This window comes from Nocardia halotolerans (assembly GCF_042650145.1).
Taxonomy (GTDB): Bacteria; Actinomycetota; Actinomycetes; order Mycobacteriales; family Mycobacteriaceae; genus Nocardia; species Nocardia halotolerans.
The window spans coordinates 201,863-226,264 of the sequence record NZ_JBHSDL010000014.1; the positions used below are offsets into that span (position 1 = coordinate 201,863).

Below are 24,402 nucleotides of genomic sequence, written 5' to 3' on the forward strand. Positions count from 1 at the left end.
CACACCACCTACCGCGGACAGCGCAAAACACCCCCGCCGAAGCGCTCGGCGGGGGTGTTTCGGAGTTCGGGAACTACCGGGAGCGGCTACTCCGCGGCGGTCTCCTCAGCGGCGTCGGCCGACTCGGTCGCGGCGGCCTCGTCCTCGACCGGGACGAGCGAGATCTTGCCACGGTTGTCGATATCGGCGATCTCCACGCGCAGCTTGTCGCCGACGTTCACCACGTCTTCGACCTTGGCCACGCGCTTGCCGTTGCCCAGCTTGGAGATGTGCACCAGACCGTCGCGGCCCGGCAGCAGCGACACGAACGCACCGAAGGCGGTGGTCTTGACGACCGTGCCGAGGAAACGTTCGCCCACCTTGGGCAGCTGCGGGTTGGCGATGGCGTTGATCATGTCGATCGCGGCCTGGGCCGACGGCCCGTCGGTCGCACCGACGAACACGGTGCCGTCATCCTCGATGGAGATGTTGGCGCCGGTTTCCTCGGTGATCTGGTTGATCATCTTGCCCTTGGGCCCGATGACCTCACCGATCTTGTCGACCGGGATCTTGATGGCAGTCACGCGCGGGGCGTAGGGGCTCATCTCGTCCGGGGTGGCGATGGCCTCGGCCATCACGTCCAGGATGGTGGTGCGGGCGTCGTGTGCCTGGTTGAGCGCACCGGCCAGCACCTGCGACGGAATACCGTCGAGCTTGGTGTCGAGCTGCAGGGCGGTGACGAAGTCACGGGTGCCCGCCACCTTGAAGTCCATGTCGCCGAAAGCGTCCTCGGCGCCGAGGATGTCGGTCAGCGCCACGTAGCGGACCTCGTCGACACCCTGGTCGTTGGTGACGGTGTCCGACACCAGACCCATGGCGATACCCGCGACCGGCGCCTTCAGCGGCACACCGGCGTTGAGCAGCGACAGGGTGGAGGCACAGACCGAACCCATCGAGGTGGAGCCGTTGGAGCTCAGCGCCTCCGAGACCTGACGGATGGCGTAGGGGAACTCCTCCTGCGAGGGCAGCACCGGCATCAGCGCACGCTCGGCGAGCGCGCCGTGGCCGATCTCGCGGCGCTTCGGCGAACCGACGCGACCGGTCTCGCCGGTGGAGAACGGCGGGAAGTTGTAGTGGTGCATGTAGCGCTTGGAGGTCTCCGGGCCGAGCGAGTCGACCTGCTGCGCCATCTTGACCATGTCCAGCGTGGTGACACCCATGATCTGGGTCTCGCCACGCTCGAAGATCGCCGAACCGTGGGCGCGCGGGATCACGTCGACCTCGGCCGAGAGCTGACGGATGTCAGCGAGCCCACGGCCGTCGATCCGGAAACCGTCGGTGAGGATGCGCTGGCGCACCAGCTTCTTGGTGACCGAGCGGAACGCGGCACCCAGTTCCTTCTCACGGCCGACGAAGTCCTCGCCCAGGCGCGCGAGCACCTCGGCCTTGATCTCGTCGATGCGGGCCTCGCGGGTCTGCTTGTCGGCGATGCTCAGCGCCTGGTTCAGCTCGAGCTTCGAGGTGCCCTCGACCGCCTCGAACACATCGGGGCCGTACGGCGGGAAGAGCGGGAAGTCCTGGGTCGGCTTGGCGGCCAGCGCGGCCAGGTCGGCCTGTGCGCGGACCAGGCGCGCGATGAACGGCTTGGCGGCTTCCAGACCCTCGGCGACCACGGCTTCGGTCGGCGCCTGCGCACCGTCTTCGACCAGCGCGATCACCTTGTCGGTGGCCTCGGCCTCGACCATCATGATGGCGACGTCACCGGTGTCGGTGACGCGGCCGGCCACGACCATGTCGAACACGGCGCCCTCGAGCTGCTCGACGGTCGGGAACGCGACCCACTGGCCGCCGATGAGCGCGACACGCACACCACCGATCGGACCGGAGAACGGGATGCCCGACAGCTGGGTCGACGCCGAGGCGGCGTTGATGGCCACCACGTCGTAGAGGTCCTGCGGGTCCAGGCTGAGCACGGTGACCACGACCTGGATCTCGTTGCGCAGACCGTCGATGAAGGTCGGGCGCAGCGGACGGTCGATCAGGCGGCAGGTCAGGATCGCGTCGGTGGAGGGGCGGCCCTCGCGACGGAAGAACGAGCCGGGGATGCGGCCCGCGGCGTACATGCGCTCTTCGACATCGACCGTCAGCGGGAAGAAGTCGAACTGTTCCTTGGGGTGCTTGCCGGCGGTGGTCGCCGACAGCAGCATGGTCTCGTCGTCCAGGTAGGCGGCGACGGCGCCGGCGGCCTGCTTGGCCAGACGGCCGGTTTCGAAGCGGATGGTGCGGGTGCCGAAGCTACCGTTGTCGAGCAGCGCGACCGATTCGAAAACACCGGGCTCGACCTCGACCGCTGTGGTCGTACGTTCAGTTGTCTGCGTCATATTTCTCTCGACCTCTCGTCTCGCCGGTCGCGCTGCCGATGCCAGGCGTACTCACCTGATGGGCGCGAACCAGCTTTTCGTCAGCCGTACCGGACACGGACACGCGGAAACCCTCCTGGTCGCCACGCGCAGCACCCGGCCGTATCCCCTTGGAAGCGGCGACGCGGTGGCGGTCATCGATCGAAGCCCGACGGCGGTGAGAACATCGCCTGCCGAAAGGCCACTACCGAAGACCGACGCCACGTGGACGGATGCACACGGCTGTCACATGTTGTGTAGTGCACGCGGAAACCCGATGGTCGCCGAATACACGAATAGCCAACGAGAAGAAGTGTACTTCTTCCCATTGGCTACTCGCCGACCGCCTCAGCGTGGAGGCGTGTCGTAGCAGATCAGCGGCGCAGGCCGAGACGCTCGATGAGCGAACGGTAGCGGTTGATGTCCTTGGCCTGCAGGTACTTCGACAGGCGGCGACGACGACCGATCAGGGCCAGCAGGCCGTGGCGGGTGTGGTGATCGTGCTTGTGCTGCTTGAGGTGCTCGGTCAGGTCCGAGATCCGCTTCGACAGCAGCGCGATCTGCGCCTCCGGCGAACCGGTGTCCTTCTCGTGCAGGCCGTACTCGGCCAGGATGGCCGACTTCTGCTCAGTGGTCAGCGCCATGTGGCTCGACTCCTAATTTTCAGTTCCGCGCTCGTAGGTCCGGTTACCCGGGGTGGGCGCCACCGCGGACCGCAGCAAACCCGAGGGGGAACTTTACCAGCCGTCGAGTACGGCATACCGAACCGGCCTGCGTGCCGCCGAACGCCTCAGACCTCGGCGGCGGTGAGGACCTTGCGCGCGGCCTCGACGTCACGGCCCATCGCCTCGACGAGGTCGTCGATGGAGTCGAACTTGCGCATCCCGCGCAGCTGCGCCACGAAGTCGACCGCGACGTGCTGGCCGTACAGATCGGCCTCGCCGTCGAGCACGTAGGCCTCCACCGTGCGGGAGCGCCCCGAGAACGTCGGGTTGGTGCCGACCGAGATCGCCGCCATCGCGGGCTCGCCCGCCGCGACGGTGCCGATGGCCGGACCTGCACCGAGCACGGTGAACCAGCCCGCGTACACGCCGTCGGCGGGAATGGCGGCATGCATGGGCGGGGCCACATTGGCCGTGGGGAATCCGAGCCCGCGACCGCGCCCGTCACCGTGCACGACGACGCCTTCCACCCGGTGCGGGCGGCCCAGCGCCTCGGCCGCGGCGGCCATGTCACCGGCATCGACGCAGGCGCGGATGTAGGTGGAGGAGAAGGTGACGGCGTGCTCGCCGAGCAGGGTGACCCCGTCGACCTCGAAGCCGAACCGTTCGCCGAGTTCGCGCATGGTGTCGACGGTGCCCGCGGCCTTCTTGCCGAAGGTGAAGTTGTCACCGACCACGACCTCGGTCACGTGCAACCGTTCGACCAGCAGGTCGTGCACGTAACCGGCGGGAGTGAGCTTCATGAACTCGTGGGTGAAGGGCATCACACAGAAGACGTCGATGCCCAGTTCCTCGGCCAGCTCCGCACGCCGGGTCAAGGTGGTGAGCTGAGCCGGATGTGAGCCCGGCCGCACCACTTCCATCGGGTGCGGGTCGAAGGTCATCAGGACCGCGGGAACACCACGCTTCTTCGCCGCGGCCACCGCGCGGCTGATCAGCTGCGCGTGTCCGCGATGTACCCCGTCGAACACGCCGATCGTGAGGACGCAACGCCCCCAGTCCGCGGGCACGTCGTCGAGACTTCGCCATCTGTGCACAGAGCGAAGCCTACGCAAAGCGCTGCCCGAACAGAATTCCGGTGCGGGCCGAATCGCCGCGCGCGTCCCGCGCTCGCCGATGTGTCATTCGGGCCAGGGATGCCTAACATCAATAATGTGCCAGGTAAACGAGATGTCGCGACCCGCCGAGTGGAGACGCAGCCCGCCGAGCAGGCCGAACTCGCTGCCACCGCCACGATGGCGCCCGAGCTGTCGGCGGTGGCCCAGGACTATCTGAAGGTCATCTGGACCGCCCAGGAGTGGTCGCAGGAGAAGGTGTCGACCAAGCTGCTCGCCGAGCGGATCGGCGTGTCGGCTTCGACGGTGTCGGAGGCCGTGCGCAAACTGGCCGACCAGGGTCTGGTCGAGCACGCCCGCTACGGCTCGATCACCCTCACCGAGCACGGTCGCCGCGCCGCCGTGGCCATGGTGCGCCGTCACCGCCTGATCGAGACCTTCCTGGTGAACGAACTCGGGTACGGCTGGGACGAGGTGCACGACGAGGCCGAGATCCTCGAACATGCCGTCTCGGAGCTGCTGATGACGCGCATAGACGCCAAACTCGGCTATCCCGACCGCGATCCACACGGTGACCCCATCCCCTCGCCCGACGGTGCTGTCCCCACACCCCCGGCTCAGCGCCTCAGCGATTTCGCCGCGGGCGAATCCGGCCGGGTGGCCCGCATCTCCGACTCCGATCCGGACATGCTGCGCTATTTCGACTCGGTGGGCATCGCGCTCGACACGGTGATCGAAGTGGAGGAACGTCGCGATTTCGCGGGCACCATCGCCATCCGCATCGCCTCGGCCGAGTCCCCCACCGAGCTGGGAACCCTTGCCGCCGAAGCTATTTGGCTCACGACCTGATCGTTGCGGCATGACGGTTCGGCGGTGGTCACCTCCCGGCCCCACGCACCGCGCGGTGACCGATCACCGGCCGAATCCGACCGCGATGATCAGCTCACCAGCGTGGCTCCCCGCCGGAAATCCGATCACCCGACCAGCCCATCGTGGACGCGCTGGGTGACCGGCTCGAGCAGCGGCCGGCGGTAATCGTTGAACAGCGTGGCGACGAGTTCACCGCGACTGCTGACGCCCGCCTTGTCGAACACCGACTTCACGTGGTCACGGACGGTGTGGGCGGACACGAACAGCCGGGCGGCGATCTCGGCGGTGGACAGTCCCGCGGCGATGAGTTCGGTGACCTCGAGTTCGCGCGGGGTCAGTTCATAGGCCGCCACGACCAGCGCCGCAATGTCCGAGGGCGCGGCATGCGCGATCACCAGTGCCGTCGTATCCGGCGCTCCGCTCGCCCCGCGCAGCTGGGACGCGTGACAGACCAGCCAGTGGCCGGTGGTGGCCCGGATCCGGATGCGGGCACCGGCACCGGCACCGGCACCGGTGAGCCTGGCCCGGCCCGCTGTGCTGAGAATCCACACGGGCAACGGCAATTCGAGGCCCGAAGGGGTGGTGGTGCTCGGCCCCGGCGGCATCTGGGCGAGCAGTTCGCGTGCCTCGTCGTTGATCGAGAGCAGGGCACCGTCGGCGGCGAACAGGAGCAGCCCGGGGGCGTGCGCGCCAGGCGGGCCGGCGACCTGTGGTCGGCTAACGCCTCGCAGCCGGCCCGCCATCGGTGCCGACAGTGTGTGCAGCGCGGCGATCTCGGCGGCCTCGAATGCCGGTCGGCCGCGTTCCCGGAACAGGCTGACCTGCCCCCAGCCCTGACCGTCGACGCGCAGCACCGCCCGCAGCTCGTCATCGAAGCCGCGCGGTCGCATGAAGCCGCGGTACAGCGGGCTCAGCGACGGCCGGTCCCCGGTCACCGCGCGCAGCCCGGCCACCGGCACCGGGGCCACCGCGAGCTCACGGAACAGGTTGACGTGCTCAGCGAAAAGTTCTGATTCCCAATAGGCTCCGCAGCCACCCTCGTGCAGGTTCTCCACCCGCACCGGTGCCGTCGTCAGCCCGTTGACCGGGTCTGTGGCCACCCACACCGCGGCGTCGAAGGCGACGATGCGCCGCAAGCGGGTGGAGGTGCGGGCGAACAGCTCGTGCGCGTCCCCGGCGGTATCGATCGCGGCCAGCAGGGCGTCCATCGCGGGAGCGGGCGCAGCGGTCATGTCCCCATTGTCGTCGCAGATCGCGCGCGGCGGAATCCCGCAATCGTGGGATACCGCCACGGCGGCGGCCCGGTCAGGCTGAGCACCGGAATGCACGCGGCGCTCAGCCGCCGGAGAACAGGAGTCGATATGCGAATCGGGATCATCGGTGCGGGTGTGGCCGCCGTCGGGTTGCTCGACGCACTGGCGGGCACCGACCGGGCGCCGGGCGCGATCACGGTGTTCGAGGGGACCGCTGCCCTGTGGCGCGGACGGGCCTACCAGCACGACCTGCCTGCGGTACGGGTGAACGCCCCGCCGGCGTTGATGTCGGTGCGCGCCGAGGATCCCGGACATTTCGTGCGCTGGCTGTCGCAGCGGCCGGAGACGATGCGGTTTCTCGATCCCGGGCTCGGGCAGCCGATCGTGCCGCGGGCGATGTACGGGGAGTACCTGGAGCAGACGGCACGGGCCTCGATCGACCGGTTGCGGCGCGGCGGCTGGCAGGTGAGCGTGGTGAACGACCGGGTCACCGACATCGCGCAACAGCAGCCGGTGGTGCTGCGCACCGAGGGCGGCGGCGCGCATCCGGTGGACCGGGCGGTGCTGTGTGTCGGCAGCGGCCGCCCCCGCGACAACTACGGGCTGACCGGCGCGCCCGGCTATGTCGGTGAGCCGTACCCGTTGTCACGCACGGTGGGCGAGGTGGACGCCGACGCCCGGGTAGCGGTCATCGGCAGTGGCCTGACCGCCGTCGACATCGCAGCGGCACTGACCTCGAACGGCCATCGCGGCCCGATCACGCTGCTCTCGCGCAGCGGCGTCCTGCCGTTCGTCCAGCAACGACCACGACCGCTGACACCGCGGCATCTCACACCGGCCGCCGCCCTCGAACTGGCGTCGCGAGGCCCGGTCGCCTTCAGCGATGTCGTCGCGCTGATGCGGAGCGAATTGGCCGGAACCGGTGCGGATTTCGACGCATTCGCCGCGGAGATCAGCGGGACAGAAGACGCGACCACCCGTCTGCGCCGCCAACTGGGTGAGGTCGACTCCCCGCTACTGGGCAGGCGCCTGCTCACCATGGCGATCCGCACGATGGGCCCGGTCCTGTGGCCCGCGCTCACCGCCGCGGACCGGACCGTGTTGCGCACCGGGCATTTCCGCACCATCAGCAGCCTCAGTTCACCGATGGTCCCGCACAATGCGCGTATCCTGCTCGGCCTGCTGGATGCGGGGCAGGTTCGGTTGCGGACCGGAGTCACCGGGATCAGCGCGGCCGATACGGGGTTCACAGTCACCGACGACACCGCGTGGACGGCCGACGTGGTGATCAATGCCGTCAACCCGCCCGCCTACGTGACCCCACAGGACACCGCGTCGCTGGTGACCCGCCTGCTCGATACCGCGACAGCCGAACTCGCCCCGACCGGCGGTCTGCGCACCGACCCACGAACCCGAGCCCTGTTGCCCACCGGCGCCTGGCATGTCCTCGGGAACCTGTCCGCCGATTCGATGTTCATCGCCACCAACCCGCCCGGCCTCGCCACCGAAGCCATGGCCCTGGCCGAACAACTGGCGAAGGCACCGGCGCAGGACCGAGGAACGCCCGACATGTCGGCCGGTTCGCCCGGTCAGCGGTGCGCGTAACACGCTGAGGTGGCGCCCCACATTGATCGCGGACCCGATCCGTGGCGGGCCGACACCGCCACGGATCGGGTCGCGACCTGATCGTTGCGGCATGACGGTGCGGCATTTGTCACGTCCCGGCCCGACGCACCGCGCGGTGACCGGTTCACCGACCGAATCCGCCCATGATCAGCTGACCGGCCGAGCCCACCAGCGTGGCCCGCGCCGGATATCCGATCAGCCGACCTGCCCGTCGTCGGCGAAGTGGTGCCCGGCGCCGACGACGTCTGACCATGATGACGCACCAGCAGCGGTAACCGGCTCGAGCGGTCTGTCGCACAGACCTGAACGCTCCACGTCAGCCGGCAGAACACCAGTTCAGTCGCCGATACCCCGGGGTCGGACGACCATCACCGACGCGGCGCGCTTACCGCTCTCCTCGAGCAGCGCGATGGCTCTGCCCGCCGGATCGAGGGCCGCGTAGACGCCCTTGATGCCGATCGGGTCCAGCCAGCGGCCGTTGCGCAGGTCCTCGGCCTGGGACTCGTCGATGTCGCGGTGCGGGAACGCGGTGCGGACGGCATCGTCGATGTCGAGGCTGAGCAGGGGTTGCTCGGCGTCGGCGGCCACCGCGAGTTCTTCCAGAGTGCGGGCGTGTTCGAGGGTGAACGGGCCGACCCGGGTACGGCGCAGTGCGGTGAGGTGGCCGCCGACCCCGAGGGCCGCGCCCAGGTCGCGGGCGAGGGCACGGATGTAGGTGCCCGAGGAGCAGTCGACTTCCACGTCCAGGTCGACGAACTCGCCGGTGTCGCGGCGGGCGAGCACCTCGAAGCGCGACACCGTCACCGGGCGGGCGGCGAGCTGCACGTCCTCACCGGCGCGGGCGCGGGCGTAGGCACGTTCACCGTCGATCTTGATGGCGCTCACCGTGGCCGGCACCTGCTCGATGTCCCCGGTCAGCGCGGCGACACCGGCGGCGATCTCGGCCTCGGTGACGTGCAGGGCGGACGTGGTCGAGGTGACCTCGCCTTCGGCATCGTCGGTGATCGTGGCCTGGCCCAGGCGGATCGTCGCCGTGTACGCCTTCGAGGTGAGGATCACCTGGCCGAGCAGTTTGGTGGCCCGTTCGACACCGAGCACCAGCACACCGGTGGCCATCGGGTCGAGGGTGCCCGCGTGGCCGACCTTCTTGGTGCGCAACAGCTTGCGGCCGCGCGCCACCACATCGTGGCTGGTGAGCCCACTGTCCTTGTCGACGATCACGAGTCCGCCGAGCTCGCCCACCCGGGATACGCGGGCCGCCATCAGCCGTGCGCGATCGCGGTCAGGATCAGCCCGTCGGCGATCGTCCAACGTCCTTCGAAGGCGGTCAGCGGGGTACCGCCGTCGTTCGTCAGACCCGGCACCAGCAGCTTGGTGTGGAAGGTGCCGGAACCGGAATCGGCGGTGCGGGCATCGATGTCGATGGTGATGTGGGCGTCCTCGAAACCGAGCCAGCGCAAGGTCAGCGGGAACCAGGCTTTGTAGGTGGCCTCTTTCGCGCAGAACAGCAGCCGATCCAGGTGCAGGCCGTCGGCGGGTGCGGCGGCCAGCCAGTCACGTTCGGCGGGCAGGCTCACCGAATCGAGCACCCCGTCCGGGAGCGCGGCGTGCGGTTCGGCGTCGATGCCGACCGAACGGAAACGCAGCGCGTGCGCCATCGCGGCGGCACGGTAACCGTCGCAGTGGGTGAGGCTGCCGACCACCCCGCGCGGGAACATGGGCATGCCACGCTCCCCCTTGCCGATGGCGACCGGGGGCTCACCGAGTTGTTCGAGCGCGAGCCGGGCGCAGTGCCGGGCGCCGATGAAGTCGCGGCGCCGCTTCTCGACCGACTTGGCGATGAGGTGTTCCTCGGCCGGGTGCGCCTTCAAGTCCTCCGGGTAGGCCAGCAGCTCCGCGGCCGCCACCCCGGCAGGCAATATGTTCTGAAGCAGACCCGCCTCCCTGTGACTCATGGCCGGACCTGGGTGGTCGTCCGGTGAGTTCGGCGGCCGGCGGGACGGGCGCAGCTGCGTCCGCCCGTCCCCGATGAGTTGCTCATGTGCATCACCAAATCAGTGGTCGACGTCCGACGCAAATCCGGCTCACACACCGCGGCGCCGTTCCGCTTTGGCGCGCATTTCGGCGGCGGCTGCTTCCATTTCCGGGGTGACGGTGAAGTGCCCACCCCAGGCGTTGAGGTCGCCTTCGGCGTAGACCGGTTCGGGCAGGATCTGGCGCAGCAGCGGTTCGGGCATGCCGCGGCGCTTCCATTCGCGTGGGTAGCCGAGGGAGACCTCCTCGAAGCGAACCCCGTCGTAGTGGGTGGTGCGCGGGATGTGCAGGTGGCCGTAGACCGAGCACACCACGTTGTAGCTGGTGTGCCAGTCGGCGGTGAGGTCGGTGCCGCACCACAGCGAGAACTCCGGGTAGAACAGGATCTCGGTGGGCTGGCGGACCAGCGGAAAGTGGTTGATCATCACCAGCGGGGTGTCGGGCGCCAGCGCGTCGAGGCGGCGCTGGGTGTACTGCACGCGGGCGTGGCACCAGGCGTCGCGGGTGAGGTACGGGTCGGGAGTCAGCAGGAATTCGTCGGTGGCCACGACATTGCGTTCCCGCGCCACCGCCAGGGCTTGCGCCTTGGTGTGGGTTCCGGCGGGGCGCCACGAGTAGTCGTAGAGCAGGAACATCGGGGCGATGGTGACCGCGCCGCCGAACTTCTCCGCACCCGGCCCGTTCCACACCGGGAACGGGTCCTCCGGGGTGACGACGTCGAGATCACGGCACATCGCCACCAGATAGTCGTAGCGGGCGGCACCGTGCATCTGCACCGGGTCCTTGGGGGTGGTCCACAGCTCGTGGTTGCCCGGCACCCAGATGACCTTGGCGAAGCGGCCGCGCAGCAGCTCGAGCGCCCACCGCACTTCCTCGGCCTTCTCCCCCACGTCACCGGCGACGATCAGCCAGTCCTCGGGCGAATCGGGCCGGATCTGCTCGACGACCGGCTTGTTGCCCTGATGTCCCACATGGACGTCGCTGACCGCCATCAACTTCGGTATCACCACACCCACCTTGGCACATCCTTGCCCCACGAGACGTCGAAGGGTCGGCGAAGCAACGAGGTCGCCGCAGACCGTGGCCTCAGGCGGCGAACAACCCGCCCACGAAGTCGAGGACGCGCCGGTGGGACTCCGCGGCGATCTGCTCGTGGCCACCCGGGTACTGCGCGAACTCGACCTCGGTGCCCGCCGAGCGCATCTGCCCGAGCAACGCGAGTGTCATCGGCAGCGGCACCACCATGTCGGTGGCGCCGTGGGCGATGAGAATCGGCTGCCGGTAGCCGACGGTCGGCACCATCATGTAGTCGCGCAGCGCGGCACCCACACCCGCGGATTCCATCGGTCTGGCCAGCAGTGCGCCGAGCGAGGCACCATCGACGACCGCGTCGAATTCGTGCACACAACTGGTGGCGATCGCGTCGACCACCTGTCGGCCGCGGGCGCTGAGCGTGCCGTTCACATCCAGGTCGGGGCGGGTGGCGCGCAATCCGGCGAGCATGCCCGCGAACGGGCCGACCAGCCGGTCGACCACCGGGAGATTCGGGACCTTCGGATCGAGCCGGGACAGGATCTGCTCGAACTGCGATTCCGGTGCCAGCGCCACGGTGCCGCGGAAGTCGAGTTCCGGCGCGTAGTCGGCGGCGAGATTGCCGGTGGCCAGTGCGGCGTGCCCACCCTGGGAACCACCGACCACCGACCAGCTCGGGGACAGGCTCGGTTCCGCCGCCCGTGCGGCGCGAACCACATCGATCGTCGCCGTGGCTTCGCTGCGGGTGTGCAGGTAGGGGTGCACGGTGTCCGCGCCCGCCGACAGCCCGAGATAGTCCGGGGCGACAACCGCCCAGCCCTGATCCAGGAATGATTGCAGCAGCGGTCGTTCGCGCGCGGCCTTGGACGTGGTGAGCCCACAGCGCGGTGCGAGGCCACTGGTCCCGTGATCCCACGCCACCACCGGATAGCCACCTTCGGGTGCCGGGGCATCCGGAAGCAACAGCAGCCCGGCCGATTTCGTCGTCCCGCCCGTGGCCGCCTCGGTGCTGTATTCGACGATCGACGCCCGCGACCACTCACCCCAGCCCGGCGGCTGCGCGGTATGCGAGACCAGCCGGCCCGGATGCTCGGGTGCCGCCTGTGCCGTCGCGGGGACGCCCGCGACCACCGCGACCAGTGTCAGCGCACCGGCCAGCACCCGGCCGGCCTTCGAAATCACGTCGTACACGCCCGTTTCGCCTCCATCGTTCGCCCCGGATCTCCGCCTCGACGGTAGGCGACCAAGCCACTGTGAGCACTATCTACGTTTCCCGGGCCCGCGGTGCCCGCACTCCCGGACGCCGCCGCGGCCGCTCCCCCGATCACGTGAGTTCGTCCGGTATCTGCGCACCCACCTGCGCCCAGCGACCCGAACGCGCACGAACGACGACGGCGAGCAGCCGGGCCAGCATGAACACCACCAGCCCGCTCCAGATCCCCGCCACTCCCCAGTCGAAGACCAGCGACAACCAGATCAGCGGCAGGAATCCGGTGAGGGCCGCACCCAAGGTGGCGGTGCGCAGGAAGGCGGCGTCGCCCGCGCCGAGCAGCACACCGTCGAGGGCGAAGACCACGCCGGCCACCGGGATCATGGCGACGAAGAACCACCAGATGACGTGCGCGCGATCGAGTACGGCGGCGTCGCCGGTGAAAACCAGCGGAATCATCCCCGCCCCCGCGGCGAAGGTAGCGGCCAGGATCAGCGCGAATACCGCCGACCAGGCGGTGACCCGGCGTGCGATCTCTTTCGCACGGTGGGCGCTTCCGGCGCCGAGCGCGGCCCCGACCAGCGTCTGCGCGGCGATGGCGAGCGAATCCAGGGTCAGCGCGAGGAAGTTCCACAGCTGCAACACCAGCTGGTGGGCGGCGACGGAGGCCGCACCGAAACGGGCGGCGACCGCCGCGGCGGAGACGAAACACACCTGGAACGACAGACTGCGCACGATCAGATCGCGACCGAGCACCAACTGGGCGCGCATCATGGCCGGCTGGGGACGCAACGACACCTGTTCTCGCAGCAGGGCATAACCGAACAGCGCACCCGACACGGATTGGCCGATGAGATTGGCCACCGCTGATCCGGCCAGCTCCATGCGTGGCGCGCCGAGTAACCCGTACACCAGCACCGGGCACAGCACGGCCGAAAGTGCCAGTCCCGCGACAACATAGGTCAATGGCCGGCGGACATCCTGTACCCCGCGCATCCATCCGTTCCCGGCCATCGACAGCAGGATCAACGGCACCCCGAACACGGCGATGCGCACCCACGCCAGTGCCGCATCAGCGATGTCGCCGCCACCGGCGAGTACCGCGCACAGTGGCGCCGCGAACAACTGGATCACCGCGACGATCACCGCCCCGATCCCCAGCCCCACCCAACTCGCCTGCACCCCTTCCGCGACCGCACCCGCCCGATCACCTGCGCCCTGCCGACGAGCCGCCCGCGCCGTCGTCCCGTAGGACAGGAACGTCAACTGGGTACTCACCGTCCCGAGGATCACCCCGCCCACCGCCAAACCCGCCAGCGACAACGCCCCCAACCGCCCCACCACCGCGATATCGAACAGCAGATACAGCGGCTCAGCGACAAGCACACCCAGGGTGGGCACAGCGATGCCGAGAATCCGCCGAGGCCCCACCTCTTCGACCGATCCGGCACCCGCTACAGACCCCACGCCGACCTCCCACCGCCCCACGACAACACCCGACCCGCCTGATGGTGGCACATGCCACCGACAACCGAGCGAGGCTACCGACGCCCACGGACTACCGAGACTTCGCAGAGTTCTACTCGGCACAGGTGCAGCGGGTACACGGCGAACTGTGGGGCGAGCATCGTGGGAGCTATCGACCGAGCGCGGCCACCAACGCGCGCACGACCGAATCGGCGCTGCCATAGGTGGTGTAACCCGCCGCGAAGCGGTGCCCGCCACCACCGAATCCGCTGGCCACGGCCGCGACATCGATGCCGTCGGTCACGCCGGGGGCGGAGTCGCGCGAGCGCAGTGAGACCGTCCAGCGGTCGTTCTGACCGCGTGCTTCCTTGAAGACGGCGGCGATTCCGGCCTGCGCGGTGGTGCGCACGATGTCGATGACGCTCTCGACTTCTTCCGGGCCGACCTCGGTGGTGTCGGCGGCGCGGACCAGCGCGTACACCAGGCCGACACCGGCGGCCGAGGGCACCAGTTCGGCCGAGGCCAGCACTTTCGACAACATCGGCAACCAGCTGAAGGGGTGCGTGTCGAGCAGGGCGCGGGTGATCTCGGTGCCGTCGATACCGGTGGCGAGCAGCCGTTCGGCCATGGCATGGCTGCCCGGGCGCGCCCAGCGGAACGATCCGGTGTCGGTGACCAGGCCCGCGAACAGGCAGTGCGCGATCGACGCGTCGATCGGCACCTCCCAGGCGTCGAGCAGGCGCATGACCAGCTCGGTGGTCGAGGCCGCGGACTCCTCGATCAGGTCCACGGTGCCGAAACCGTCATTGGCTCGATGGTGATCGATCACCAATGTGGTTGCCGCACCGGGTAATCGGTCGGCGAGCGCGCCGAGACGGCTGCGCGCGCCGCAATCGACGACAACGAGCAGATCGACCTCGCGGGGTATCTGCGCGGGCGGTACCAGCAGTTGCACGCCGGGCAGGGTGCGCAGCGAAGCGGGCAGTTCCGCGGGTTCGGCGAATGACACCCACACCGGCACCTGGCGCCGCTGCAGGGCCAGCGCCAGCGCCAGCCCGCTGCCGACGGTGTCGGCGTCGGGCTGCACATGACACAGGATCGTCACCGACTCGGCCGCGGCCAAGGCGGCCACGGCGGCGTCGAGTGCGGTTCCGTCGCGAAGACCGGTCATGGCCGCACCACCGCGAGCCGGCACCGACCGAACACGGCAGTGCCCACGCCACCCGGCGTGGTCACTGCCGCCGCCTTCTCCGGACACTGACCGGACATGGCATGCCTACTCGTCTTCGTCGGCGCGATCGGACTTGTACGGATCGGCCTCGCCGGCGTGCTCAGCGTTGGCCGCGACCTTGGCCACCTCGTCGTCGATGGCACGGGCCCGAGCCAGCAGCTCCTCCATCTCGCGTGCCGCGTCGGGCACCTTGTCCAAGGTGAAGGTCAGGATCGGAGTGAACTTCACCCCGGTTCCCGCGCCCACCTTGGACCGCAGCACGCCCTTGGCCGCTTCCAGACCCGCGGCCGCCGCCGTGTAATCGGGTTCGGTCTCGAGCGTCTCGCCCATCACCGTGTAGAAAATTGTCGCCTCGCGCAGGTCACCGGTCACCTTGGCATCGGTGACAGTGACGAACCGCAGCCGCGGATCCTTGATCTCGTACTCGATCGCGGTGGCCACGATCGCGGAGATCCGCTTGGCGAGTCGGCGTGCCCTGGCTTGATCCACCATGGGGTGCTCCTCTCATCGGCGGCCCGGGTGCGGCCCTACGTGTTACGCAGGCTTGCGCCTGGCGAGTTTCGACACCCGGGCCGCGCATCTATCAGTCTTCGGGACCGAAGATCCGGCGGCGTACTGCCAGCAACTCTATCTCCGGACGCGCGGCAACATGCCGCTCACACTTGTCGAGCACCTCGTTCAGGTGCCCGGTTTCCGCACTGACCATGGCCACACCGAGCAGTGCCCGGCGGTGCAGGTCCTGGTCTCCGGCTTCGGCAGCGTGCACGCCGAAGCGTTTGTGTAGCTCGGCGATGATCGGCCGGATCACCGACCGCTTCTCTTTGAGCGAATGCACGTCACCGAGCAGCAGATCGAATTCGAGCGCACCGATGTACAGCGGTGCTCACCTCCTGGTAGACGGGATCGCCCGCATGACCACACGCCGCACCCGAAACTCGGATGCGGCGTGTGGACCGGTGTGCGATATCAGTCGCGCGGCTTCTCGCGCAGCTCGTATGCCTCGATGATGTCGCCGTCCTTGATGTCGCTGTAGGTGACGGTCATACCGCACTCGAAACCTTCGCGAACCTCGGTGGCGTCGTCCTTCTCCCGCTTGAGCGAGGAGATGGTCATCGTCTCCGCGATCACCCGGCCGTCGCGGATCAGGCGCGCCTTGGCGTTGCGCTTGACCGTACCGGAGGTGACCATGCAACCGGCGATGTTGCCGATCTTCGACGAACGGAAGATCGCGCGGATCTCCGCCCGGCCCAGTTCGACCTCTTCGTAGATCGGCTTGAGCATGCCCTTGAGGGCCTTCTCGATCTCGTCGATCGCCTGGTAGATCACCGAGTAGTACCGGATGTCGACGCCTTCGCGGTTGGCCAGCTCGGTGGCCTTGCCCTCCGCGCGGACGTTGAAGCCGATGATGATCGCGTTGGAGGCCGACGCCAGGTTGACGTTGGTCTCGGTGACGCCACCGACACCGCGGTCGATGACGCGCAGACGCACCTCGTCGTCGATCTCGATCCCGAGCAGGGCCTCTTCGAGGGCCTCGACGGTACCGGAGTTGTCGCCCTTGAGGATCAGGTTGAGCTCCGAAGTCTCCTTCAGGGCGGCATCCAGATCTTCCAGGCTGATCCGCTTGCGGCTGCGTGCGGCCAGCGCGTTGCGCTTGCGCGCATTGCGGCGGTCGGCGATCTGACGCGCGATCCGGTCTTCCTCGACCACGATCAGGTTGTCGCCTGCGCCGGGCACCGAGGTGAAACCGACGACCTGCACCGGACGCGACGGCATCGCCGCGTGCACGTCTTCGCCGTGCTCGTCGACCATGCGGCGCACGCGACCGTAGGCGTCGCCCGCCACGATCGAGTCACCGACGCGCAGCGTGCCGCGCTGGATGAGCACGGTGGCCACGGGGCCACGGCCACGGTCCAGGTGCGCCTCGATGGCGACACCCTGGGCGTCCATGTCCGGGTTGGCCCGCAGGTCCAGCGAGGCATCCGCGGTCAACAGCACCGCTTCGAGCAGCGCATCGATGTTGAGGCCCTGCTTGGCCGAGATGTTGACGAACATGGTCTCGCCGCCGTACTCCTCGGTGACCAGGCCGTACTCGGTGAGCTGCTGCTTGATCTTGTCCGGGTTGGCGCCTTCCTTGTCGATCTTGTTGATCGCGACAACGATCGGCACATCCGCGGCCTGGGCGTGGTTGATCGCTTCCACCGTCTGCGGCATGACACCGTCGTCGGCCGCGACCACGAGGATCGCGATGTCGGTGGCCTTCGCACCACGGGCACGCATGGCGGTGAACGCCTCGTGACCCGGGGTGTCGATGAAGGTGATCAAACGCTCTTCGTCGTTGAGGTTGGTCAGCACCTGGTAGGCACCGATGTGCTGGGTGATGCCACCGGCCTCGCCCTCGGCCACATTGGCCTTACGGATGGTGTCGAGCAGTCGGGTCTTACCGTGGTCGACGTGACCCATCACGGTCACCACCGGCGGACGCTGTTCGAGGTCTTCCTCGCCGCCGGCATCCTCGCCGTAGGTGAGGTCGAACGACTGCAGCAGCTCACGGTCTTCGTCCTCGGGGCTGACCACGTGGACGACGTAGTTCATCTCGCCGCCGAGCAGCTCGAGGGTCTCGTCGTTCACCGACTGAGTGGCCGTGACCATCTCGCCGAGGTTGAACAGGGCCTGTACGAGTGCTGCGGGGTTCGCGTCGATCTTCTCGGCGAAGTCCGACAGCGACGCGCCACGGGCGAGACGGATGATCTCACCGTTGCCGCGGGGCAGCCGCACGCCACCGACGGCGGGCGCCTGCATGTTCTCGTACTCGGCGCGCTTTGCCCGCTTCGACTTACGGCCACGACGCACGGCGCCACCGGGACGACCGAACGCACCGGCCGCGCCACCACGGCCACCGGGGCCACCGGGGCGACCGCCACCGGGACGTCCACGGAAACCACCGGCCGCGGGCGCACCACCGGGAGCACCGGGGGCACCGCCACCGCCACCGCGGTAACCACCACCGCCGCCGCCACCGGGACGACCTGCGCCGCCACCGGGACCGCCACCGGGACGACCCGGACGGCCACCGGCCGCGGGGCCGGGACGAGCCGAACGCGCCGGCATGGCACCGGGGTTCGGACGCGGAGGCATCGAACCCGGGTTGGGACGTGCGCCACCGGGACGCGGGGCACCGCCCTGCGCGGCGGCCGGACGGGGACCGCCCTGACCCTGGCCGGGGCGCGGAGCGCCCTGACCGGGAGCCGGACGCGGACCACCCTGGCCGGGTGCCGGACGGGGACCGCCCTGACCCGGAGTGGGTCGCGGGCCGCCCTGCGGGGCGGGACGCGGCGCACGATCACGATCCGGAGCGGAACTGAACGGGTTGTTACCGACGCGCGGCGGCTTCGGGCCGGGCTTCGGGCCGGGCGCGGCCGGACGCGGGGCAGCCGGTGCGGGCTGACCCTGCTGCTGCGGCGGCTGACCACCCTGACCCGGACGCGGAGCGCCGGGGGCGGGGCGGGGGCCGGGTGCGGGCGCGTCGGCCGGCTTGGCGGCAGGCGGCGCGGATTCCGCGGCCGCCGGGGTCGGCTTGGCGGCCGGAGCCGGCTTCGGCTCGGCCGGAGCGGCCGGTGCCGGGGCGGGCGCCGCGGGGGTCGCGGCAGCGGCGGGAGCCGCCGGAGCCGGACGCGGACCGGGGCGGGGACCGCCGGGAGTGGGTTTGGCGGCCGGTCGGGCTGCCTGCGACGGTCCGGGACGGGCCGCCGGCTTCGCGTCGGCCGCCGGGGCGGACTTCGACGCGACTGATTCGCGCAGACGACGTGCGACGGGTGCTTCCACCGTCGAGGACGCCGACTTCACGAACTCGCCTTGCTCCTTGAGCTTCGCGAGTAGTTCCTTGCTTGTGACACCGAGTTCTTTAGCCAACTCGTGCACGCGGGCCTTGCCTGCCACTGCTCTCCTCACTGAGAGGTCGAGCAGTGACACCGCCTAGGTAAGGCGGGCCCGCACGACCTCGGGTTATCTCCGATGGACGTTCATCGTTGGTGCTTCACGGTGTGCTCATGAGTGCTCGTGCCTGTTCTCGAGGTACTGCTCCAGGGCTGAGATATCCAGATTTCCGGACACTCGTAGGGCTCTGCCGAATGCTCGGCGCCGCTCTGCGGAACGCAGACAGGCTGAAACGGGGTGCAGCCAGGCACCCCGTCCGGGAAGTCTGCGCTGTGGATCGGGGACGATCACCACCGGGGCTCCAGCAGTAGAACTGCCGGCGGCCCGAGGCTGCGTCACGATCCGCAACAGGTCGGCAGACGGCTCGCGCTGACGGCATCCGATACAGGTTCGAACGGATTGCGCGGGCCGGTCCTTCACCCACTCTACCGGTGACCCGGTCATAACGACGAACCCCTCCCCTGCCGAAGTTACCAACCTGTCACCCGGTGACCCCGAATTCGGGCCCGCCGGATCAACTGCGATGCACCTCCGGCCGGACCGAGTCGTCCGGCTCCGGGGCCGCGTCGCTGCGGATATCGATGCGCCAGCCCGTCAGGCGGGCGGCCAGGCGGGCGTTCTGGCCCTCCTTGCCGATCGCCAGCGAGAGCTGGAAGTCGGGCACGATCACCCGCGCCGCTCGCGCCTCGGGGTCGACGACAGTGACCGAAACCACTTTCGACGGCGACAGCGCATTACCGACGAAAGTCGCCGGATCCTCGTCGTAGTCGATGATATCGATCTTCTCACCGGCCAGTTCGCTCATCACGTTGCGCACGCGCTGGCCCATCGGGCCGATGCACGCGCCCTTGGCGTTCACACCGGGCACGGTGGAGCGCACGGCGATCTTGGAACGGTGACCCGACTCGCGCGCCACCGCCACGATCTCCACCGAGCCGTCGGCGATCTCGGGGACCTCGAGCGAGAACAGCCGCCGCACCAGGTTCGGGTGGGTACGCGAGAGCTGGATCTGCGGGCCGCGCTGACCCCGCGAGACACCGTAGACGTAGCACTTGATCCGGTCGCCGTGCTCGTAGGTCTCGCCCGGTACCTGCTCGGCGGGCGGGATCAGCCCCTCGGCGCCGTTGGCGTCGCTGCCGATGCGCACCACCACGATGCCGCGGGCGTTGGCCCTGGCGTCGCGCTGGATCACCCCGCCGACGATCTCGCCCTCGTGGGCACTGAAGTCGCCGAAGGACTTCTCGTTCTCGGCGTCACGCAGCCGCTGCAACACCACCTGGCGGGCGGTGGTGGCCGCGATCCGGCCGAAACCCTCAGGCGTGTCGTCCCATTCGGACACGAGGTTGCCGTCGGCGTCGACCTCACGCGCCATCACCCGCACCACACCGGTCTTCTGGTTGATGTCGATGTAGGCGTTGGGCTGGTGACCCTCGGTGTGCTTGTAAGCGGTCAGCAGCGCCGACTCGATCGCCGAGATCACGGTCTCGATGGGGACGCCCTTGTCGGCGACGATCGCGCGCAAGGCTTCGATTTCGATGTTCATTCCGCAACCCCTTCGGTGGGTGTGTCACTGTGATTGCCGGCGAGGTCGGCGGGTTCGTCGCCCGGGACGGGACGGCCTGCGGCGATACCGCCGGCGAGTTCGAGTTCGGCGGCACCGGGGGCGTTGAATTCGACCTGGACGACCGCCGAGGCGATGTCGGCCAGCGGCACGTGCACGCGGTGCGGTTTGTTGCGCCCGCCCAGGACGAGCGCGATCGTGGCATCGTCGGCGAGCTGACCGACCCTGGCCTCGAAGCGCTTCTTGCCCTCGACGGCTTCGGCACCGTCGGCCAGCGCGAGCTTCACCTTGCGTCCCTGCGCGCGGCGCCAGTGCCGGTCGGTGCTCAGCGGGCGGTCCACGCCCGGGGTGGTCACTTCCAGCAGGTAGGGGGATTCGCCGAAATCGCCCGCTTCGTCGAGCGACTCCGACAGCTCGCGGCTCAGTTCGGCGACGGCGTCCAGATCTACGGGGCCGTCGCTGTCGACGGTGACCTTCACCCGAACCGGAGCCAGCTCACCGTTGCCCGCGGCTGCGATCACAACGCCCTCGAGGTCGAATCCCCGGCGTGCGACGAGCTCAGCGACGAGCTGGCTCACCCTTTCCTCGGTGGGTATCGGCATATGGGCGGCTCCTGGTTCAGTTGTGACGCGATCGGAAATTTTCTACGCCGAAGGTCTAGCGTAACGCGCCCCGAGAGTGTAAAGGACCAGCCACCGGCCGTCGCGCACCGGTCCGTTCCGGCGTGCCCGGCGCGGAAATACCGCCCGCGCGAGATCTGGCACGATGGTGCACGTGCCCCACCGCCATACCGTCCCGCCGAGCGCCGGGCGACCTTCCGGCATACGCTCCGACCGGCACGAATCCCATCCCACACGGATCGAATCCGCCCGGTCGGCCGCCGTCGTACACTCCGCGTCGAGATCCGCGCCGTCGGCTTCGGTGCACGCGCCGAAAACCGTGAATCAGCACACCGGCATTCGAAAGGCTTTGCCGGCGCGCGAGATCGGCCCACTCCAGGCCGCGCACAGTGGACCGGCCTGGCGCCGGCGCACCCTGCTGCGGCTCGTCGGCGCGAGCGCGCTCGGTGTTCCCGCGGTTGCCGTCCTCGCGGCGTGCGCGGCCGAGGACACCGTCCACGCACCCGATCCCCTTGCCGCGCAAGAGGTGCTGGCCCGCGCCGATGCCGCCGCCGCGACGGCCGCGATCGCGCTGGCGCCGCAGGCCGGTGCCGCGCTGAGGACGGTCGCCGAAGAACGCACCGCGCACGCCGACGCCCTGCGCGCCGAGATCGATCGGGTGATCGGCGTGTACGGCGACGGCACCACACCGGCACGGCGCACCGCGGCGGTGACCGTGCCCGGTCCCGACGGCGCACCGGTGCCCGCCGAAGTCGTCCGGTCCACCGCCCAGCAGCCGCTCTCGCTGTCTCAGCTACGTGACCAGCTGGTCCGTTCGCAGCAGGCCGCCGCCGCGCTCGCCCGGACCGAAACCGGCTATCGCGCCGGACTACTGGCCTCGATCAGCGCGGCGTGTGCCGCCGAAGCGGGAGTGCTGCTGTCATGACCGACCAACGTCAGGCCGTGCAGCGCGCGCTCGATGCCGAGTACGCCGCCGTCTACGCCTACGGCGTGATCGCGGCCTACGCCAACAGCGACCGCTCGCACCTGGTCGCCGAGTTCAGTGCCGCGCATCGCGCTCGCCGCGACGCCACCGTCGAGCTGCTCGAGGCCGACGGCACCGATCCCGGAGCGCCCGACGCCGCCTACCAGCCACCGTTCCCGGTCGATGATCCGATCCCGGCGGCGAACCTGGCCGTGACGGTCGAATCCGATTGCGCCGCAGCCTGGTACGCGGTGGTCGAGCAGGCCGTTGACGCGACCGTTCGCGCCACTGCCACCGAAGCACTCACCGAGGCGGCCGTGCGCCGGGCTCGCTGGCAGTCGATCCTGGGTACGGGACCCTCGACCGTTGCGTTCCCGGGCCGGGCTTGACCGCTTCCACCGGGCTCCCGCATCCGGCGTAATCGTGCGATACGCCCTCACGCCAGTCAGGTAGCCGACTGGAACGATGAGATTCGCACGATTACGCCCGGCCACACGCCAGACCGGCCACACGCCAGACCGGCCACACGCCAGACCGGCCACACGCCAGACCGGCCACACGCCGGACCGGCCCGGCGCCGAGACCCGCACACCCGCGTGGGCGGCGGGGACCTCCGCTACGGACGCATCGCGTACGCGCCGTCGTAGGACTGCACCTGCTGCCACACCCGGTCGAAGCGAGCGGTGTCGGCGACCGGCGTGCGCAGGGCCGCGATCGCCCAGTCACGCTGGGCGTCGGTGACCGACGACTTGCCCAGCATCGCCGTGGCCTGGGTGTTGAAGTCGCGGATCTGGAAGTCGAAGATCTGGTCGAGCACGTCACGATCGAGGCCGGTGAGCTCGGCCTGCTCGAGGATCAGCTGGCCGTAGACCACGGTGGAGAACAGGTGGCCGATGGTGAGCATGAAGTCCAGGTCCTGCTGCTGGCCGGCCTCGGGGGCCGCGGTGAGCAGCAGCTCACGCAGCGCCTTGGCCTGCTCGTAGAAGCGGGCCACGTTCGGCACGTCGGCGGCCCGCTCGTAGGCCGGGGTCCAGTCGGCGAACTGCACCTTGCCCGCACCGCGCGCGGGGCCCTGCTGCCAGAAGAACTCCTCGTCGCCGGCCTCGAGCCGGGTGCCGATCGCCGGGTATTCCTTGGGGTTGAGCAGGTAGTTCGGCATGAACTTCAGGATCTGGCCCACGTTCACGTGCACCGTGCCCTCGAGCCGGGGCAGGTGGTTGATGTAGCGCGAGGCCTCGGCGAAGTAGGTGTTCTTCTCGAACCCCTTGGCGGCCAGCACATCCAGCAGCAGGGTCATCGCGACCTCGCCCTCGGAGGTCACCTTGGACTTGGTCATCGGGTTGAACAGCAGGTAGCGGCGGTCCTCGAGTGAGGCGCTGCGGAAGTAGTCGACGGCGCGGTCGCTGAACTGCTTCATGGCGATCAGCCGGGCGTAGGCGTCGACGAAATTGCCGCGCACGTGCGGGAAGTCGGTGACCGGGTTGCCGTAGAGGATGCGGTTGTTCGCGTGGGTGATGGCCTCGAAGAACGAGTGCTCGACCATGCCGATGCCACCGTGGCACAGGTTGAACTTGCCCACGTTGACGGTGTTGAGTGCGGCCGAGAAGCCTTCCGGGCCTTCGTGGAGCATGTCGGCGGCGGTCACCGGGTAGTTCTCCAGCCGGAAGTGGCTGACGTACATCTGCCCGTGGATGACGCTCTCGACCAGGTGGTAGTGGGCGTGGCGGCTGTCGGCGGCGAACCAGACGTAGCCCTGCGGGCCTTCCACGTCACCGCGGCGGGAGAACACCGACACCATCGAGGCGACGTTGCCGTTGCCGATGTAGTACTTCTCACCGTTGGCGCGGAACAGGATCCCCGCCTCGGCGTCGGCGCTGCCCGGCTCGGTCGGGGTGAGGATGAGGTCGGTGTTGTAGATGTCGGCGCCGTGGTCGCGCTCGGAGAGCGCGAAGGCCATCACCTGACCGTTGTCGAGGTCGGCGGCGGCCTTGCGCTTGGCGATCTCGTTGTCGCTCTGCCAGATCGGGCCCAGGCCCAGGATGGTCACCTGCTCGGCATACCAATAGGCGAGGCCGTAGAAGCCGAAGATCTCCGACAGGGCGGCGTTGCGGGCGGCGTCCCAGCGCTTGTTCGGGTCGCCGTCGGCGTAGGCGGCAGGGGTCAGGAAGGTGGCGAACAGCTTTTCCTTGCCCACGAACTCGAGGAACTCCTCGACCCACACCGCGGCGCGATCCTCGGCCAGCAACTGCGCCTTGCCCTTGGACTCGAACCACTCGATGGTGGCCCGCAGCAGCCGGCGGGTCTCGGCATCGAAGTGCTGCGGGTCGTAGGTGGCGGGGTTGAACAGCAGGCTGGGCGAACTCGTCATGCCAGCCAACTTATCAGCGCCACCTCCACGCTCGAGCTCGCTACCAGCAGGTTTCCCCTACGTAGGCGTAACTTGGGG

The 24,402-nt window shown here is 69.1% G+C and carries 21 protein-coding genes; 4 read left to right on the plus strand and 17 right to left on the minus strand.

Annotation, left to right across the window (positions count from 1 at the left end; translation table 11 throughout):
- Window positions 1-86: 86 nt before the first annotated feature.
- From ACFO5K_RS11475 to ACFO5K_RS11485, 3 genes are all read right to left on the minus strand, one after another.
- Complete coding sequence (locus ACFO5K_RS11475; RefSeq protein ID WP_378560222.1) at window positions 87-2,360, minus strand: polyribonucleotide nucleotidyltransferase; 2,274 nt, start codon at window positions 2,358-2,360, stop codon at window positions 87-89.
- Between the two features lie 392 nt (window positions 2,361-2,752).
- The gene (gene rpsO, locus ACFO5K_RS11480; protein ID WP_067492627.1) at window positions 2,753-3,022 is read right to left on the minus strand and encodes a 30S ribosomal protein S15; all 270 of its coding nucleotides are present in this window, start codon (window positions 3,020-3,022) and stop codon (window positions 2,753-2,755) included.
- 146 nt (window positions 3,023-3,168) lie between these two features.
- Entirely contained in the window at window positions 3,169-4,137 is a 969-nt protein-coding gene (locus ACFO5K_RS11485) for a bifunctional riboflavin kinase/FAD synthetase (RefSeq protein ID WP_378560225.1), read from the minus strand.
- A 198-nt stretch (window positions 4,138-4,335) separates the two neighbouring features.
- Between ACFO5K_RS11485 and ACFO5K_RS11490 the strand changes: the two genes are divergently transcribed.
- Window positions 4,336-5,004: a metal-dependent transcriptional regulator gene (locus tag ACFO5K_RS11490; RefSeq protein WP_378563726.1), complete on the plus strand. Its 669-nt coding sequence runs from the start codon at window positions 4,336-4,338 to the stop codon at window positions 5,002-5,004.
- Between the two features lie 125 nt (window positions 5,005-5,129).
- Here the strand turns inward: ACFO5K_RS11490 and ACFO5K_RS11495 are convergent, their stop codons facing one another.
- A complete protein-coding gene (locus tag ACFO5K_RS11495) occupies window positions 5,130-6,257 on the minus strand; it encodes a helix-turn-helix transcriptional regulator (RefSeq protein WP_378560228.1) in 1,128 nt (375 codons plus the stop codon).
- Window positions 6,258-6,386: 129 nt separating this feature from the next.
- On the opposite strand from ACFO5K_RS11495, the gene ACFO5K_RS11500 reads away from it, so the two are divergent.
- Window positions 6,387-7,883 (plus strand): FAD/NAD(P)-binding protein, encoded by a 1,497-nt coding sequence (locus ACFO5K_RS11500; protein ID WP_378560231.1) that lies wholly within the window; start codon window positions 6,387-6,389, stop codon window positions 7,881-7,883.
- Window positions 7,884-8,240: 357 nt separating this feature from the next.
- Here ACFO5K_RS11500 and truB read toward each other — a convergent pair whose 3' ends face one another.
- The 12 genes from truB to rimP all read right to left on the minus strand — a co-directional run bounded on the left by truB (window position 8,241) and on the right by rimP (window position 20,974).
- Complete coding sequence (gene truB, locus ACFO5K_RS11505; RefSeq protein ID WP_378560234.1) at window positions 8,241-9,167, minus strand: tRNA pseudouridine(55) synthase TruB; 927 nt, start codon at window positions 9,165-9,167, stop codon at window positions 8,241-8,243.
- Window positions 9,167-9,838 (minus strand): 4'-phosphopantetheinyl transferase Npt, encoded by a 672-nt coding sequence (gene npt, locus ACFO5K_RS11510; protein WP_378563729.1) that lies wholly within the window; start codon window positions 9,836-9,838, stop codon window positions 9,167-9,169. Before npt ends, truB begins: the two co-directional genes overlap by 1 nt.
- A gap of 150 nt (window positions 9,839-9,988) precedes the next feature.
- On the minus strand, window positions 9,989-10,945 hold the full coding sequence (locus tag ACFO5K_RS11515; protein WP_378563732.1) for a metallophosphoesterase family protein: 957 nt from the start codon (window positions 10,943-10,945) through the stop codon (window positions 9,989-9,991).
- Between the two features lie 79 nt (window positions 10,946-11,024).
- Complete coding sequence (locus tag ACFO5K_RS11520; RefSeq protein WP_378560237.1) at window positions 11,025-12,161, minus strand: lipase family protein; 1,137 nt, start codon at window positions 12,159-12,161, stop codon at window positions 11,025-11,027.
- Between the two features lie 133 nt (window positions 12,162-12,294).
- Window positions 12,295-13,647 carry an MATE family efflux transporter gene (locus ACFO5K_RS11525; protein ID WP_378560240.1) on the minus strand — a complete coding sequence of 451 codons (1,353 nt, stop codon included), beginning with the start codon at window positions 13,645-13,647 and terminating at the stop codon, window positions 12,295-12,297.
- A 169-nt stretch (window positions 13,648-13,816) separates the two neighbouring features.
- Window positions 13,817-14,818: a DHH family phosphoesterase gene (locus tag ACFO5K_RS11530; RefSeq protein ID WP_378560243.1), complete on the minus strand. Its 1,002-nt coding sequence runs from the start codon at window positions 14,816-14,818 to the stop codon at window positions 13,817-13,819.
- Between the two features lie 105 nt (window positions 14,819-14,923).
- Entirely contained in the window at window positions 14,924-15,370 is a 447-nt protein-coding gene (gene rbfA / locus ACFO5K_RS11535) for a 30S ribosome-binding factor RbfA (RefSeq protein ID WP_378560246.1), read from the minus strand.
- A 91-nt stretch (window positions 15,371-15,461) separates the two neighbouring features.
- On the minus strand, window positions 15,462-15,755 hold the full coding sequence (locus ACFO5K_RS11540) for a DUF503 domain-containing protein (RefSeq protein WP_378563735.1): 294 nt from the start codon (window positions 15,753-15,755) through the stop codon (window positions 15,462-15,464).
- A gap of 89 nt (window positions 15,756-15,844) precedes the next feature.
- Window positions 15,845-18,814 carry a translation initiation factor IF-2 gene (infB, locus tag ACFO5K_RS11545; protein WP_378560249.1) on the minus strand — a complete coding sequence of 990 codons (2,970 nt, stop codon included), beginning with the start codon at window positions 18,812-18,814 and terminating at the stop codon, window positions 15,845-15,847.
- 108 nt (window positions 18,815-18,922) lie between these two features.
- A complete protein-coding gene (locus tag ACFO5K_RS11550) occupies window positions 18,923-19,255 on the minus strand; it encodes a YlxR family protein (RefSeq protein ID WP_378560252.1) in 333 nt (110 codons plus the stop codon).
- A gap of 70 nt (window positions 19,256-19,325) precedes the next feature.
- Entirely contained in the window at window positions 19,326-20,354 is a 1,029-nt protein-coding gene (gene nusA, locus ACFO5K_RS11555; RefSeq protein WP_378560255.1) for a transcription termination factor NusA, read from the minus strand.
- On the minus strand, window positions 20,351-20,974 hold the full coding sequence (gene rimP / locus ACFO5K_RS11560) for a ribosome maturation factor RimP (RefSeq protein ID WP_378560258.1): 624 nt from the start codon (window positions 20,972-20,974) through the stop codon (window positions 20,351-20,353). Before rimP ends, nusA begins: the two co-directional genes overlap by 4 nt.
- Before the next feature lie 337 nt (window positions 20,975-21,311).
- Here rimP and ACFO5K_RS11565 point away from each other — a divergent pair, with 337 nt between their 5' ends.
- Together ACFO5K_RS11565 and ACFO5K_RS11570 are read left to right on the plus strand one after the other, a co-directional pair.
- Window positions 21,312-21,917 carry a hypothetical protein gene (locus ACFO5K_RS11565; RefSeq protein ID WP_378560261.1) on the plus strand — a complete coding sequence of 202 codons (606 nt, stop codon included), beginning with the start codon at window positions 21,312-21,314 and terminating at the stop codon, window positions 21,915-21,917.
- Complete coding sequence (locus tag ACFO5K_RS11570) at window positions 21,914-22,345, plus strand: ferritin-like domain-containing protein (protein ID WP_378560264.1); 432 nt, start codon at window positions 21,914-21,916, stop codon at window positions 22,343-22,345. The genes ACFO5K_RS11565 and ACFO5K_RS11570 overlap by 4 nt, the downstream gene beginning before the upstream one ends.
- A gap of 227 nt (window positions 22,346-22,572) precedes the next feature.
- On the opposite strand, the gene ACFO5K_RS11575 is transcribed toward ACFO5K_RS11570, so the two are convergent.
- Window positions 22,573-24,324, minus strand: a complete 1,752-nt coding sequence (locus ACFO5K_RS11575) for an acyl-CoA dehydrogenase family protein (RefSeq protein ID WP_378560266.1) — start codon at window positions 24,322-24,324, stop codon at window positions 22,573-22,575.
- Between the last annotated feature and the right edge of the window lie 78 nt (window positions 24,325-24,402).